15 protein-coding genes are annotated in these 13,189 nt (G+C 67.8%); 9 read left to right on the top strand and 6 right to left on the bottom strand.

The genetic code is table 11. The features are described from left to right. From ACWGIC_RS06705 to ACWGIC_RS06685, 5 genes are all read left to right on the top strand, one after another. Entirely contained in the window at positions 1 to 498 is a 498-nt protein-coding gene (locus ACWGIC_RS06705; RefSeq protein WP_452074914.1) for a hypothetical protein, read from the top strand. Positions 499 to 719: 221 nt separating this feature from the next. Further along, complete coding sequence (locus ACWGIC_RS06700; protein WP_452074913.1) at positions 720 to 1,046, top strand: hypothetical protein; 327 nt, start codon at positions 720 to 722, stop codon at positions 1,044 to 1,046. Between the two features lie 99 nt (positions 1,047 to 1,145). Further along, positions 1,146 to 1,640: a hypothetical protein gene (locus tag ACWGIC_RS06695; protein ID WP_452074912.1), complete on the top strand. Its 495-nt coding sequence runs from the start codon at positions 1,146 to 1,148 to the stop codon at positions 1,638 to 1,640. Between the two features lie 85 nt (positions 1,641 to 1,725). Further along, positions 1,726 to 3,018 (top strand): PspC domain-containing protein, encoded by a 1,293-nt coding sequence (locus ACWGIC_RS06690; protein ID WP_452074911.1) that lies wholly within the window; start codon positions 1,726 to 1,728, stop codon positions 3,016 to 3,018. Continuing rightward, positions 3,011 to 3,241: a hypothetical protein gene (locus ACWGIC_RS06685; RefSeq protein WP_037816197.1), complete on the top strand. Its 231-nt coding sequence runs from the start codon at positions 3,011 to 3,013 to the stop codon at positions 3,239 to 3,241. Before ACWGIC_RS06690 ends, ACWGIC_RS06685 begins: the two co-directional genes overlap by 8 nt. 40 nt (positions 3,242 to 3,281) lie before the next feature. Here ACWGIC_RS06685 and guaA read toward each other — a convergent pair whose 3' ends face one another. Then, the gene (guaA, locus tag ACWGIC_RS06680; protein ID WP_452074910.1) at positions 3,282 to 4,838 is read right to left on the bottom strand and encodes a glutamine-hydrolyzing GMP synthase; all 1,557 of its coding nucleotides are present in this window, start codon (positions 4,836 to 4,838) and stop codon (positions 3,282 to 3,284) included. 119 nt (positions 4,839 to 4,957) lie between these two features. Between guaA and ACWGIC_RS06675 the strand changes: the two genes are divergently transcribed. Then, positions 4,958 to 5,503, top strand: coding sequence for a DinB family protein (locus tag ACWGIC_RS06675; RefSeq protein WP_452074909.1), 546 nt, complete (start codon positions 4,958 to 4,960; stop codon positions 5,501 to 5,503). Here the strand turns inward: ACWGIC_RS06675 and ACWGIC_RS06670 are convergent. Then, a complete protein-coding gene (locus ACWGIC_RS06670; RefSeq protein WP_452074908.1) occupies positions 5,436 to 6,083 on the bottom strand; it encodes a rhomboid family intramembrane serine protease in 648 nt (215 codons plus the stop codon). The two genes, ACWGIC_RS06675 and ACWGIC_RS06670, sit on opposite strands and share 68 nt — an antisense overlap. A 128-nt stretch (positions 6,084 to 6,211) precedes the next feature. Between ACWGIC_RS06670 and ACWGIC_RS06665 the strand changes: the two genes are divergently transcribed. Both ACWGIC_RS06665 and ACWGIC_RS06660 read left to right on the top strand, forming a co-directional pair. Further along, positions 6,212 to 7,657 (top strand): aldehyde dehydrogenase family protein, encoded by a 1,446-nt coding sequence (locus ACWGIC_RS06665; protein ID WP_452074907.1) that lies wholly within the window; start codon positions 6,212 to 6,214, stop codon positions 7,655 to 7,657. Between the two features lie 5 nt (positions 7,658 to 7,662). Next, the gene (locus ACWGIC_RS06660) at positions 7,663 to 8,115 is read left to right on the top strand and encodes an N-acetyltransferase family protein (RefSeq protein ID WP_452074906.1); all 453 of its coding nucleotides are present in this window, start codon (positions 7,663 to 7,665) and stop codon (positions 8,113 to 8,115) included. Here the strand turns inward: ACWGIC_RS06660 and ACWGIC_RS06655 are convergent. Together ACWGIC_RS06655 and ACWGIC_RS06650 are read right to left on the bottom strand one after the other, a co-directional pair. Further along, positions 8,103 to 9,566, bottom strand: coding sequence for an FAD-binding oxidoreductase (locus ACWGIC_RS06655; protein ID WP_452074905.1), 1,464 nt, complete (start codon positions 9,564 to 9,566; stop codon positions 8,103 to 8,105). The genes ACWGIC_RS06660 and ACWGIC_RS06655 overlap by 13 nt on opposite strands. Then, positions 9,563 to 10,207 (bottom strand): TetR/AcrR family transcriptional regulator C-terminal domain-containing protein, encoded by a 645-nt coding sequence (locus ACWGIC_RS06650; protein ID WP_452074904.1) that lies wholly within the window; start codon positions 10,205 to 10,207, stop codon positions 9,563 to 9,565. The genes ACWGIC_RS06655 and ACWGIC_RS06650 overlap by 4 nt, the downstream gene beginning before the upstream one ends. Positions 10,208 to 10,281: 74 nt before the next feature. Between ACWGIC_RS06650 and ACWGIC_RS06645 the strand changes: the two genes are divergently transcribed. Next, positions 10,282 to 10,728, top strand: coding sequence for an ester cyclase (locus ACWGIC_RS06645; RefSeq protein WP_452074903.1), 447 nt, complete (start codon positions 10,282 to 10,284; stop codon positions 10,726 to 10,728). A gap of 8 nt (positions 10,729 to 10,736) precedes the next feature. Here ACWGIC_RS06645 and ACWGIC_RS06640 read toward each other — a convergent pair whose 3' ends face one another. Together ACWGIC_RS06640 and ACWGIC_RS06635 are read right to left on the bottom strand one after the other, a co-directional pair. Then, the gene (locus ACWGIC_RS06640) at positions 10,737 to 11,426 is read right to left on the bottom strand and encodes a maleylpyruvate isomerase family mycothiol-dependent enzyme (RefSeq protein ID WP_452074902.1); all 690 of its coding nucleotides are present in this window, start codon (positions 11,424 to 11,426) and stop codon (positions 10,737 to 10,739) included. Positions 11,427 to 11,440: 14 nt separating this feature from the next. Further along, complete coding sequence (locus ACWGIC_RS06635; RefSeq protein WP_452074901.1) at positions 11,441 to 13,147, bottom strand: GMC family oxidoreductase N-terminal domain-containing protein; 1,707 nt, start codon at positions 13,145 to 13,147, stop codon at positions 11,441 to 11,443. Positions 13,148 to 13,189 lie beyond the last annotated feature (42 nt).

Raw genomic sequence — 13,189 nt, 5'->3', positions numbered from 1 at the left:
ATGACTGGATTCGAGTGGGACCAGGCCCGACCAACCGAAAGCACTCCTGCCGCAGGCACGGCGGCCAACGACTTTTTGGCTGGGTTCACCGACGGGCCCGGAAGCCACGACGCCGCGCAGAAGATGAAGAACGCCGGGAACACCCTGAAAACCTTGGCGCAGAATGGATCGCTCGCGGTCAATGAAGCCGGCTTCAACGCCTACCTGAAGGCCTGTAATTTTTTTATTGACGGCTACAATAATATGATTGCCGAACTGCACGCGCTTTCCGTCCCTGCAAGAATGGGAAATTTCGACTACGGCGTAGCTGTCGCGAATTTCAACGTTCAGGTGGCAAGCGTCGGCGACGACGCAATGCTGCCGAACCTTGTGCTAATGCGAGACGCCGTGGACGCCGCATTGCAAGCTATCAATATCGCCCGCAAGAACTACCGAGAAACAGAACACGCACATTCTGTCTCCTTCGCGGAGTTGAACAAGAAACTTGACAATAAGTGAAACAGCTACGAACCCTCGGACTCCTTCTGGCGCTCGGCATCACGTCGGCAGCCCTAGTTTCGTGCAACAATTCCGTCAACGGCGAAGCATCGCCGAGCACACCAGCGCCCTCAGCCGCTCCCCCCTCTTCCGGCGCGCCCGAAAACCCCTTTTCCACGCGCAACCAATGCGCCCTCTTGGATCAGATTCTCAGCGGAAGAGGGTACCCGAAAGCAACCCCCATGGAGGCGCAATCGAAGCGATCCTGCGCTTCCCAGGGCGGCAAGGACGCCAACTTCACTGTCGTATCGCTAATTCTTCAAGAAGGTCAGCGATACACCGACGACATTCAAAATCCCAGCAAGGCTCGCAGCGGAAAGCTCAACGGCCGACCGTTTGTTGAAGATCCCGAGCCCTTGAGGTCCAACGGCCAGTGCTCAATATTTTTGGCAGTCGAGCCCAATTCGCGCGCAGTTCTCGACGTCACCGGCGGCACGGATACAGCTGCCTCGTGCAAGACTACGGAAGATTTAGCCAGCAAGCTTGAGCCCCTTCTCCCGAAGAAGTGAAGATTTGGAGCCTGGCGTCGCAATCAGGTGGACCCGGCAGGTCAACTGATCACCACATCGCGAAGCCCTAGAATCCTGCTCCTGCTCAGCACGGTCACAGTGCTGATGGTCGCGTGCGACAAACCCATCGATGGCGCTGCGGAAGCACGTCACACAACTGCCCCGCCTGCACCGTCGTCACCCGGGAACCCCTTCGCCGCGAGGAACCAGTGCGCCCTGCTGGATCAGATCCTGACTGGCCGCGGCTACCCGAAGGCGATTCCCTCGGTCGCTGATTCGAAACGCTCCTGCGTCACCCAGAAGCCAGGAGACGGCCCGGACGCTGGCGTTGTCGGCCTTACCTTGCAGGACGGTCAACGCTACACAGACAACATCGCCAACCCCAGCAAAGCCCATTCAGGCAATGTCAATGGCCGCCCGCTGATCGAGGAGCGTGAACCACTCGGTTCGAGTGGATCATGCGTGATCAAGTTGGCCGTCGCGACTACTTCTCGCGCGATTCTCGATGTCACTAACGGCAGCGACACGGACGTAGCGTGTAAAGCCGCTGAAAGCCTGGCTACCAAGCTGGACCCGCTCCTCCCCAAGCCCTGACCGCACACCCCAGGGCCCATCTCGGGGATAACCTCAGGGACCTTCCCCGATGTGCCCCTCCCCGATGTCGACCATGCTGTAAGGCATGAGTGGTGCGAACGACGTGCGGCCTCCGCGGACGAACCCGCTGAACGGGTTCGAGGAGACCGTCAAGGACTTCTGGGCCAGCAGGCCTCGGCGGCCGCTCTCGGGTCGGAAGGTCGCGGGGGTCGCGGCTGGACTGGGGGACCGCTACGGGATCGATCCCGTGGTGATTCGGGTCGCGTTGGCGGCGGCGACCGTTTTCGGGGGGTTCGGGCTGGTGCTTTACCTGCTCGGGTGGCTGTTCTTCCCCTCCGACGGCGACGAGGTTTCCGGCTTCGAGGCGTTGATCGGGCGGGGCCGGTCGACCATGACGAAGGCTTTCGCGGCCGTCTTGACTGTCGCGTTGATTCCGGTTGTCGGGTGGACGTTCGGCGGCGGCTGGTTCGACGGCGGCGGCCTGATCGGGTTCGCGTTGCTCGCCACGGCCCTCTATCTCCTGCATCGCAGCCGCGGGCAGGACAACCGACCGGCGCCGGTCGTCGCGTTCGCGGCGGACGGAACCGCTTCCGGAACCGGAGCTTTCACGATGAACAGCGACACCCCGACTCCCGCGGCGGCGGCACCGGGCTGGGATCCGCTGGCCGCCGACCCGGCGGGCTGGGATCTGCCTGATCCGGCGGCGCCGTCACCGCCGCCTCCGCCGACCGGCGACTACAACGACTACGCGCCGAAGCCGCCGCGGCGGCGGTCCAAGATCGGGGCTGCCACGTTCGGGGTCGCGGTGATCGTGGCCGGAGTCGGCGTCGCCCTCTCGCTGAACGGGTTCGACTGGTTCTCGCTGCGGCACATCATCGGCATGACGCTCGCCGTGCTGGGTGTCGGGCTCGTGGCCGGGGCGTTCGCTCGCGGCGCTCGCGGGCTGATCGGGCTGGCGATTCCGCTGTCGGTCGCCGGGATGGTGCTCACGACCAGCACGTTCGACAACCTCGACGTCCGCGGCGGCATGGGCGACCTGTCCGCCACCCCGCGTACGGTGGCCGAACTGCAGCCGGTGTACCGGCACGCGGCCGGGAACATGAAGATCGACCTGACCCAGCTGCCCGCGAGCGACCCGATCACCACGACGGTCTCCAACGGCGCGGGCAACACCGAGGTCATCGTTCCGCGCACCGCGGACGTGACGTTCACCTGCGAGAACACCGCCGGTGAGGTCGACTGCCTGAACCGCACGTCCAACGGGGTCGGCCAGCCGGCCATCACCGGGACCGACAACGGCGACGACAACGTCGGCGGACAGAAGATCACGCTCCACGTCACCAACGGCGTGGGCCAGGTGGAGGTGCGCCGTGGCTGAGAACCCTTACTCCTACGACGAGCCCGAAGCGCCGGCTCGCCGCCGCGGGGTCGACTGGATCACGCTGGTCGTCGGGGTCGCGACGCTGCTGGTGTCCGGCTACGTCCTCACCGACGGCTCCAGCTGGCTGCCGACCTTCGACTTCCGCTGGATCATCGCGGGCGGCGCGGTGTTCTGCGGGATCCTGATGCTCGGCGCGTCGTTCCGCAAACGACGTCCCTGAAACAAAAAACGGGGCCCCGGAAGGGGCCCCGTTTTTCATGTCATTCCCATTCGATGGTGCCTGGCGGCTTGCTCGTCACGTCCAGTACCACGCGGTTGACCTCGGACACCTCGTTCGTGATCCGGGTCGAGATCCGCTCCAGCACCTCGTACGGCAGCCGCGTCCAGTCCGCGGTCATCGCGTCCTCCGACGACACCGGGCGCAGCACGATCGGGTGACCATACGTGCGTCCGTCGCCCTGGACGCCGACGCTGCGGACGTCCGCGAGCAACACCACCGGGCACTGCCAGATCTCCTGGTCCAGCCCGGCCGCGGTGAGTTCTTCGCGGGCGATCGCGTCGGCCTCGCGCAGGGTCTCCAACCGGTCCGCGGTCACCTCGCCGATGATCCGGATGCCGAGGCCCGGTCCGGGGAACGGCTGGCGCTGCACGATCGTCTCCGGCAGCCCCAGTTCGAGCCCGACCCGGCGGACCTCGTCCTTGAACAGCAGCCGCAGCGGTTCGACCAGTTCGAACTGCAGGTCGTCAGGCAGGCCGCCGACGTTGTGGTGGCTCTTGATGTTCGCGGTGCCCTCGCCGCCGCCGGACTCGACGACATCCGGGTACAGCGTGCCCTGCACGAGGAACCGGTAGTCGCCCTGTGCCTTCAGGTCGCGTTCGGCCTGCTCGAACACGCGGATGAACTCGCGGCCGATGATCTTGCGCTTCTGCTCCGGGTCGGTGACGCCGGCCAGCGCGTTCAGGAACCGCTCGCGCGCGTCCACGGTGACCAGATTGACGCCGGTCGCGGCCACGAAATCGCGCTCGACCTGGGTGCGCTCCCCTGCCCGTAGCAGGCCGTGGTCCACGAACACGCAGGTCAGCCGGTCGCCGATGGCGCGCTGCACGAGCGCGGCCGCGACCGCCGAGTCGACGCCGCCGGACAGGCCGCAGATCGCCCGCCCCTCGCCGATCTGCGCGGCGATCGCAGCGACCTGTTCGTCCACAATGGACGAAGTGGTCCACCCGGGCTGGACACCGGCGATGTCGTACAGGAACCGGCGCAGCACCTCTTGCCCGTGCGGCGAGTGCGCCACCTCCGGGTGGTACTGCACGCCCGCGAAACGCCGCTCGACGTCCTCGAAACCGGCGACCTCGGCACCGTCGGAGCTGGCCGTGACGACCGAGCCCTCGGGAGCCTTGGTGACGCTGTCGTTGTGGCTCATCCACGCCGTCTGGTGGCCGGGCAGCCCGGTGTGCAGGACGCCGCCCTCGCCAACGATCCGCACGTCAGTACGGCCGAACTCGCGCACGCCGGTCGGCTCGACGACGCCGCCGAGCGCGCGGGCGAGCAGCTGGTGGCCGTAGCAGATACCGAGGATCGGCACGCCGGCCTCGACCAGCTTCGGGTCCATCGCCGGGGCACCCTCGGCGTACACGCTCGACGGGCCGCCGGACAGGATGATCGCGGACGGGTTCTTGGCCAGCAGCTCCTCGACGGTCGCGCTGGACGGCACGACCTCGGAGAAGACCTGCGCCTCGCGCACGCGACGGGCGATCAGCTGCGCGTACTGCGCCCCGAAGTCCATGACGAGTACCGGACCGGTGGGATTGGCCACCTACGACCTCCAGGCGAATGAGCGCTTTTGCCACCATCGTCCCAGGTGGGCTCGGTCACGTCGGCAATGCCCCCGGAATGAGGACAGCAGCTGTCCGCGGACCGGCTTACCGTGCCTGCATGACCAACGACTGGACCAACGAACTGACTGAGCAACTCGACTGGCACTGGCAGAACCACGTGCGCCCGAAGCTGGACGGGCTCACCGACGACGAGTACTTCTGGCAGCCGGTCGCGAACTGCTGGACGGTGCACCCCCGCACGAGCGAGAACGACCCGGGCACCGGCGACTTCACCGTCGATTTCTCGTTCCCGGAGCCGACTCCGCCCCCGGTGACCACGATCGCGTGGCGGCTGGCCCACATCATCCCGGGCGTGCTGGGCATGCGCTCCGCGTCGCACTTCGGCGGGCCGCCGGTGTCCTATCAGGACTTCCCGTACGCGGGCACTGCCGACGAAGCACTGAAGCAGCTCGACGACGCGTACGCGACCTGGATCGCCGGGGTACGCAGTCTCGACGCCGAAGCGTTGGCTCGCCCGTGCGGTCCGGCTGAAGGACCGTACGCGGAGCTGTCGATGGCCGCGCTGGTCTTGCACATCAACCGAGAGATGATCCATCACTGCGCGGAGATCCTGCTGCTGCGCGACCTTTACCGAAACCGGTGACCAGCAGCCCCAGCACGATTCCGAGCAGTGCGGGGGCACCGTGGTTGTCGTGCAGCACCGTGTCGAGCACGGCCAGCGGCACGAGCAGGAGCGCGGCGAGGTACAGCGCTTGCGGCGGCTCGGCGTCGCGCGCCCGCCACACGACGGCCGCGAGCGCGCCGAGCAGTCCGGCGACGCACATCGAGTTCCCCGCCCCCACCGGGTTCAGCCAGACGTAGCTGAGGAACTGGCCGAACAGCCCGCATCCGAAGTACAGGACGAACCAGGCCACCCGGCCGAGGCACCATTCCGCGAACAGGCCCACCACGGCGAGCGCGACCAGGTTGAAAATCCCGCCGAGCAGCTTGCCGTCCTGGAAGAACATGCCGGTCAGCAGCCGCCACCACTCCCCGGCGTCGATCGCGGTGGCGTCGCGCTTGAAACGGTCGAAGAGGGACGGGTCCGCCAGCTGGGCGACGAGCACGGCTGCGGTCACGAGGAACACCGCGCCGGTCAACACCGGACGGCGCGGTGTTCCGACGCGAGCGAAGAAGGCCCGCACCGGGCTTTCGGACCAGCGAGAGGCAACCGAGTTGGTCATAGGCTGACGATATGGCGCGCCGACGCCGGAGACCCCGGACAAATGTCATCTCGACGCCAGGACAGGTGCCACAAAAGAAGGACCGAGTCCGGCGTGCCGGGCCTGGTACTCCCTAATACCTTGAGCGCATGGACACGATCACCCCACAGCCGCGTGCCGCGTGGATCGCCGGTCAGGCTGAGCAGGGCGCGAGCACCCTCGTGGTGCACCACCCGTTCGACGGCAGCGAAGTGGCGACGGTCGCGGTGCCCGGCGCTGACCAGGTGGAACGGGCAGTGGCCGCAGCGGCCGCGGTCGCGAAGGAGTTCCGGAGCACTCCCGCGCATCAGCGGGCGGCCGCCCTGGAGCACGTTTCGCGCGGGCTGGCGATGCGGGCCGACGAACTCGCCGAGGTGATCACCGCCGAGAACGGCAAGCCGTTGAAATGGGCCGAGGCCGAGGTGAAGCGTGCGGTGTCGGTGTTCCGGATCGCGGCCGAGGAGGCGCGCCGGTTCAGCGGCGAGGTCCAGCGGCTCGACGCCGACCCGTCCGGCGACGCCCGGCTCGCGCTGACCCGCCGGGTGCCGCGGGGACCGGTGCTCGGGATCGCGCCGTTCAACTTCCCGCTGAATCTGGTGGCGCACAAGGTCGCGCCCGCGCTCGCGGTCGGCGCGCCGATCATCGTCAAGCCGGCGCCGCGCACCCCGTTGTCGTCGCTGGTGCTCGGCGAACTGCTCGCCGAGACCGACCTGCCCGAAGGCGCATTTTCCGTGCTGCCGCTGGGAAACGAGGAGACTCAGGCACTCGTCGCCGACCCTCGGCTGCCAGTCGTGTCGTTCACCGGCTCGGGCCCGGTCGGCTGGTCGATCGCGGACGCGGCGGCGCGCAAGCACGTGGTGCTCGAACTGGGCGGCAACGCCGCGGCCGTCGTGTTGCGGGACTGGCCGGATGTCGAGGGAGCCGCGCAGCGGATCGCGACGTTCGGCAACTACCAGGCAGGCCAGTCGTGCATCGCGGTGCAGCGTGTGATCGTGGACGCGGCGATCGCGGACGAGTTCGTGCCCGCGCTGACCGAGGCCGTCGAAGCGCAGCAGACCGGCGACCCCTACGACCGCAACACCGACGTCGGCCCGGTCGTCGACGAGGCGGCCGCGGAACGGATCCTCGCGTGGGTCGAGGAAGCGGTGGCCGGTGGCGCGCGGGTGCTGACCGGCGGAACTCGTTCTGGCGCAACGGTTGCCCCGACTCTGCTGACTGACGTGCCCGCGGACGCCAAGGCTTGGTCGGAGGAAATCTTCGGGCCGGTGCTGGCGGTGTCCATTGTGGATGGTGTGGATGAGGCTTTCGCTTCGGTGAACGCGTCCGCATACGGGCTCCAGGCCGGGGTGTTCACCAGCGACGTGCAGCTGGCCTTCCACGCGTCCGCGGAGCTGGAAGTCGGCGGCGTGATCATTGGCGACGTGCCGTCGTACCGCGCGGATCAGATGCCGTACGGCGGCGTAAAGGGTTCGGGCGTCGGCCGGGAAGGCGTGCTGTCGGCGATGCACGACCTGACCGAGGAGCGCGTGACGGTCTTCACCGGAGTCGACCTCTGACCACAGTGGACTTGCGGCGGGCGGCGGCCGTCGACGCACGCGACATCGCCGACGTGTGGCTGCGGTCGTTCTCCGCCGCACTGCCGACAGTCCGTCGCGCCCATGACGACGATGAAGTGCGGTGGTGGTTCGCGAATATCGTTTTGCCCCAGCAGGAAACCTGGGTCGCGGCGGTCGAGTCCACTGTGGTCGGACTGCTCGTGCTCGACGGCGCGGAGCTGGCGCAGCTCTATCTCGACCCTCCGTGGCGCGGGCGAGGAATCGGCGATCAGTTGGTGGAGTTAGCCAAACAGCTCCGTCCTGACGGACTGTCCCTGTGGACGTTCCAGATCAACGAGCCAGCGCAACGGTTTTACCGACGGCACGGTTTCGCCGCCGTCGAATACACCGACGGACAGCGAAACGAAGAGGGCGAGCCAGACGTGCGCTACGTCTGGCCCCCTCCTCAGGCAGACTGAGCGAACTTGAAAATCCCTTTGGGGTCGTATTTTTTCGCCACCTGGTCCAGCCGGGCCGCGTTGTCGCCGTAATAGGCCGTCTTCCAGTCCGGCAGGTCCGGGTCGATGTAGTTCACGTAGCCGCCGCGCGCACCGGCGTCCGCCAGCCCGGAGACCACAGTGGACACCGACTTGCGCGCGCTCTCCTGGCTGCTCGCGGTGGCCGGGGCGTAGACCTGGATGCTGGCCAGCGCTTTCCGGTGCGGGAACGCCGTGGCCGTCGGCGCGATTTCGCCCACCGCGCCGCCAAGACCGTCGATGAGCAGGTCCATTCCCTTGTGCCCGGACGCGAGATCGGCGATCTTGCCGCCGTCCACCGGATCGGTGATGATTCGCGACGACGCCACGAAAGTCTGCCGCTCCGAACTGCCGGAGAAATAGTTCATCGCCGCGCCATAGCCGAGTGTCTTCATCGTGCGGCTGGACGGCGTCACGGACAATCCGCTCAGCGCCGACGTCAGGCCAGCCGAACTGCCCACGAACGCCCCACCGATCCGGCACGCACCGCCCGGCCCGCCGGAAACCACGCAGTTCGACCACAATTCGGACGGAGCGCTCGGCAGCCAGCGCTGCCACGCGTCGACCACGTCGCTCGCCGAACCGGAAGGGAACTTCAGCGAAAACACCGTAACGGTCGGCGCTTCCACGGTCTTGAAGGTGAACGACGTGACCACGCCGAAGTTTCCGCCACCGCCGCCGCGCAATGCCCAGAACAGGTCGTCGTCCGATTGCGCGCTCACCGTGCGCAGCTTGCCGTCCGGCGTGACGATCTGCGCGGACTGAAGCCGGTCGCAGGTCAGGCCGTATTTGCGGGTCAGCACACCGATTCCGCCGCCGAGCGCGAGCCCGGCGATGCCGACCGTCGGGCACGAGCCCGCGGGCAGGCAGCGGCCCGCCTTCGCCAGCTCCGAATAGACGTCGCCGAGTTTCGCGCCCGCACCGATCACGACCTGCTCGCCCTGGACGTCCACGCCTGCCATGCCGCCGACGTCGATGACCAACCCGCCGTCCGGAGCCGAATATCCGGCATAGCTGTGCCCGCCGCTGCGCGCGGCGAGCGGCACCCGTCCGCCGGCCGTTTCGACGCACGCTTGCACGTCCTCCGGCTTCGCGCATTTCGCGACCGCGACCGGGTTATGGCCGTCGAAAAGCGGATTGAACGCGCGCTTCGCGCTGGCGAATCCGCTGTCGCCGGGCAGTACGAGATCTCCGGAGAGCTTGCCGCGCAACGCGTTCCAGTCCGGCGGTCCGGACGGCTTCGAGCTGGTGCTCGGCGGAACAGACGTTCTGGACGTCGGGCTGGTCTGCGGCACCGGCGGTCCCGGTTTCGGCGAGCACGCCGCGGCCACCGCGCCGACCGCCGTCAACCCGGCGGCGCGCAAGAACGTCCTTCTCCCCAGTGTCATGTTCATTCAGACGCCTCAGACCGTGGGTGGGTTGCGAAAAGTCCGGCGAGTAATGCCCGAAGGGCGAACTCGAATCGCTCGTCGTGCCTGGCCCCGTCTCGCAGCGCTTCCGCGAGCAGCGGAAAGCGATCCGGATCAAGGTGCGCCAAACTGTCCACATCGGACTCAGTGCCGGGGGTCCGGCCAGCCTCGGCGAGGGTGTGGCCGAGGACGAAAGTCATCACGGCGTTCACCCTGTCCAGGCCGCGCGCCGGCGGCAACTCGAGCAGCCGCAGCGCGGTTTCGAGCACCTGCAGCGAATCCGGGCTGACCGCGGGGCGGGTCGCGGCGAGCGGCAGCACGCCCGGATGCGCGAGCAACTGCTCCCGGTAAGCCCGCGCCACCCGGCCCAGCCAGTGCGGACCGGACTCCCCCGGCTCCGGCTCGATCCCGGCCAGCGCCGAGACGAGCCGGTCGATCAGGGCGTCGAACAGCGCTTCCTTGTTCGGCACGTAGTGGTAGAGCGTCATCGCCTCCACGCCGAGTTCCGCACCGAGCTTGCGCATCGACAGCGCGGCGATGCCGTGCTCGTCCACGAACGCGAGCGCGGCGTCCACAACGCGCTCCCTGGTCAGCCCGGCACGCGGCCGGGCCCTCCGATCAGCCACCGGTCCCCCTTGACGTTTCTTACACCGTAAGGTACCACTGTCACTGTCTCTTACAGCGTAAGAATCGAGGAACGATGACCGACCCCAAGACCGTCCTGCGCCGCTTTTTCGCCCTCGTCAACAGCCACGACCTCAGCGAACTGGACACCGTGGTGGCCGACGACGTGACCGAGGCCGGCCCCGTCGTGGTCGACGCGCCAACCGGCGGCCTCGCCGCCTTCCGCACCGGCTGGACGCAGATGCTGACCGCGTTCCCGGACCTGCGCGTCGACGTCGATTCACTGCTCGCCGAAGGCGATCGGGCCGCGGCCACGGTGACGCTCACCGCGACCAACACCGGCTACTACCGCAGAGGTTTCGCCACCGGCAAGCACGGAACCTGGCGCGGTTTCGTGCTGGCGCGGGTGACCGACGGCCGGATCTCCGAACTCGACATCCAGACCGACCGGCTCGCCATCCTGCAGCAGCTGGGCATCGTCGGCGACGACGACGAACTCGCCGCCGCCCGCCAGTCGGGCTGAAGGCCGGGTCAGATCAGCGGAGCCATCTCCGGCACCGGCCCGGAAAGCGCGGAGCTGTCGGCGCGGCCGGTCAGCCAGGCCAGCACCGCGCCCGGGGTACCGGTGACCAGCTCGCCGCCGTCTCCGAGGGTCCAGGTGCGGACGCCGTCGGTGATGCGGAACGACGGCAGCGGGCGCGGGGACATCCGGATGAGTGCGGCGATCACCGCGTCGAGATGCTCGCCGAGCAGCGCGGTGGCGCTGTCGAAATCGTGGCCGGCATCGAGGTCGGCGAGGTGGATCGTGGTCTCGGACAGCCGCAGCGTGAGCACGTCCGCGCCGGTCATCTCGCCGCCGAGCCGGTGCCGGACTCGCGCCGACCACGCCCGCTCCGGAAGCCGCGCGGCATGGTCGGTCAGCCGCTTCCCGGACGCCACCAGGTCGGCCACGATCTCCGCCGGGGCGCGGCCGGCCCCGGCCTCGATCTCGTCGTCACGGGCACTGCCGGGGCCGTACATCGGCCGCTCGACCCCGGTTTCGGCCCAGGTGAACAGGTTGCCGATGGCGTCGGCGTTGCGCGCGAGGTGAGTGAGCAGGTGCGCGCGCGTCCAGCCGGGCAATTTGCTCGGCTCGCCGAACGCCGCGGCCGGCATGGCCTCGGCGACTCGTGCCCATTCGTCGTGCAGTTCCCGGATTCGGTCCAGCGCCGCAGTCGTCACCGGACGATCGTAGATCAGCGGCGCAGTGCCGCGGGAGCGTTCGCCGGAACTGCCGGATTCTTCGGCGCGACCGGCTCCACCCTGGCGTACCCGCTGCTCTGCTCCGGCCGCTGGTCTTCCTCGCCCTTGTTGGGCCAGAACGAGAACGCCCGCTCGGCCTGCGCGGCGATGGTGAGCGACGGGTTCACCCCGAGGTTCGCGGTGATCGCCGAACCGTCCACAACGGACAGTCCGGGATAGCCGTAAACCCGGTGGTAGGGGTCGATCACGCCGGTGTCGGCGCTGTCGCCGATCGGCACGCCGCCGATGAAGTGCGCGGTGAGCGGGATGTCGAAGACCTCGCCCCAGGTGCCGCCCGGCATGCCGCCGATCCGTTCCGCGGTAAGGACGTTCGCCTCGTGCCCGGCCGGGATGAAGCTCGGGTTCGGCTCGCCGTGCCCCTGTTTCGACGTGTACTTCCGCCGCCCGAACAGGCCGCGCCGGGTGTAAGTGGTGATGGAATTGTCGAGGCTCTGCATCACCAGCAGGATCACCGTGCGCTCGCTCCACCGGTACGCGTTGAGCAGTTTCGCCGACTGCACCGGGTGCTTGACCAGGAACGTGACCGCCTGCCGCCAGCGCGGAACGCTCGAAGATCCGTCAGTGGCGACGGTTTGCAGCAGGCTCATCGCGTTGCTGCCCTTGCCGTAACGCACTGGTTCGATGTGCGTGTTCTCGTCCGGATGGATCGACGAGGTGATCGCGACGCCGCGGCTGAAGTCTCGTTCGGGGTCCACTGTGGTCCGTGCCGCGCCGATAATGGCTTCGGAATTCGTCCGCGTCAATTCTCCAAGCCGCTGCGACAATTTCGGCAGCGCGGCTGTGTCCTTCATACGGTGCAACAGGTTCTGCGTACCCCACGTGCCCGCGGCGAACACGACCTGCGACGCCGTGACCGTTGTCCGGAACCGCTTCGAACGCGTACCGGTCTTTTGCAGTGTGATCTCGTAACCGTCACCGCGCGGGCTTACCGACGTCACCGTGGTCAGCGGAATAACCTTCGCGCCGTCCTTTTCCGCGAGGTACAGATAGTTCTTCACCAGCGTGTTCTTCGCGCCGACCCGGCAGCCGGTCATGCACGAACCGCATTCGGTGCACCCGACCCGATCCGGTCCGGCACCGCCGAAGAACGGGTCCTTCACCGTCTCGCCGGGTTTGCCGAAATACACCCCGACCGGCGTGGCGTGGAACGAATCCTCGACGCCCATTTCCTTCGCGACGTCCCGCATCACCACGTCCGACGGCGTGATCGTCGGGTTCGTGACGACGCCGAGCATGCGGCTGGCCTGGTCGTAGTGCGGCGCGAGTTCGCTTTCCCAGTCGGTGATGTGCGCCCACTGCCGGTCTTGGTAGAACGGCTTGAGCGGGCGGTACAGCGTGTTCGCGTACACCAGCGACCCGCCGCCGACGCCCGCGCCGGCCAGCACCATCACGTCGTTGAGCATGTGGATGCGCTGGATGCCGTAACAGCCGAGCTGCGGGGCCCAGAGGTAGCGCTTGAGATCCCAGGACGTCTTGGCGAACTCGTCGTCGGCGAAGCGCCTGCCCGCCTCGACCACCGCGACGCGGTAGCCCTTCTCGGTCAGCCGCAACGCCGCGACGCTGCCGCCGAACCCGGAACCGACCACGAGGACGTCGTAGTCGGGTTCTTGCCGCGCGGTGGTGGTGTTACTGGCAGTCACAGGAAAGAGGGTAACCCCCGGGAAGCCGCCAGACCAGAGGTA

The organism is Amycolatopsis sp. NPDC054798, from assembly GCF_053611505.1.
The sequence above is the reverse complement of the archived record's forward strand: the minus strand, read 5'-3'. Positions and strand labels throughout refer to the sequence as shown.

Bases quoted from the DNA above. Each gene is read 5' to 3' on its own strand.
- ACWGIC_RS06675 (WP_452074909.1), top strand. From the start codon at position 4,958: ATGACCAACGACTGGACCAACGAACTGACTGAGCAACTCGACTGGCAC.
- ACWGIC_RS06670 (WP_452074908.1), bottom strand. From the start codon at position 6,083: ATGACCAACTCGGTTGCCTCTCGCTGGTCCGAAAGCCCGGTGCGGGCC.
- ACWGIC_RS06700 (WP_452074913.1), top strand. From the start codon at position 720: ATGGAGGCGCAATCGAAGCGATCCTGCGCTTCCCAGGGCGGCAAGGAC.
- ACWGIC_RS06690 (WP_452074911.1), top strand. From the start codon at position 1,726: ATGAGTGGTGCGAACGACGTGCGGCCTCCGCGGACGAACCCGCTGAAC.
- ACWGIC_RS06655 (WP_452074905.1), bottom strand. From the start codon at position 9,566: ATGAACATGACACTGGGGAGAAGGACGTTCTTGCGCGCCGCCGGGTTG.
- ACWGIC_RS06645 (WP_452074903.1), top strand. From the start codon at position 10,282: ATGACCGACCCCAAGACCGTCCTGCGCCGCTTTTTCGCCCTCGTCAAC.
- ACWGIC_RS06705 (WP_452074914.1), top strand. From the start codon at position 1: ATGACTGGATTCGAGTGGGACCAGGCCCGACCAACCGAAAGCACTCCT.
- ACWGIC_RS06665 (WP_452074907.1), top strand. From the start codon at position 6,212: ATGGACACGATCACCCCACAGCCGCGTGCCGCGTGGATCGCCGGTCAG.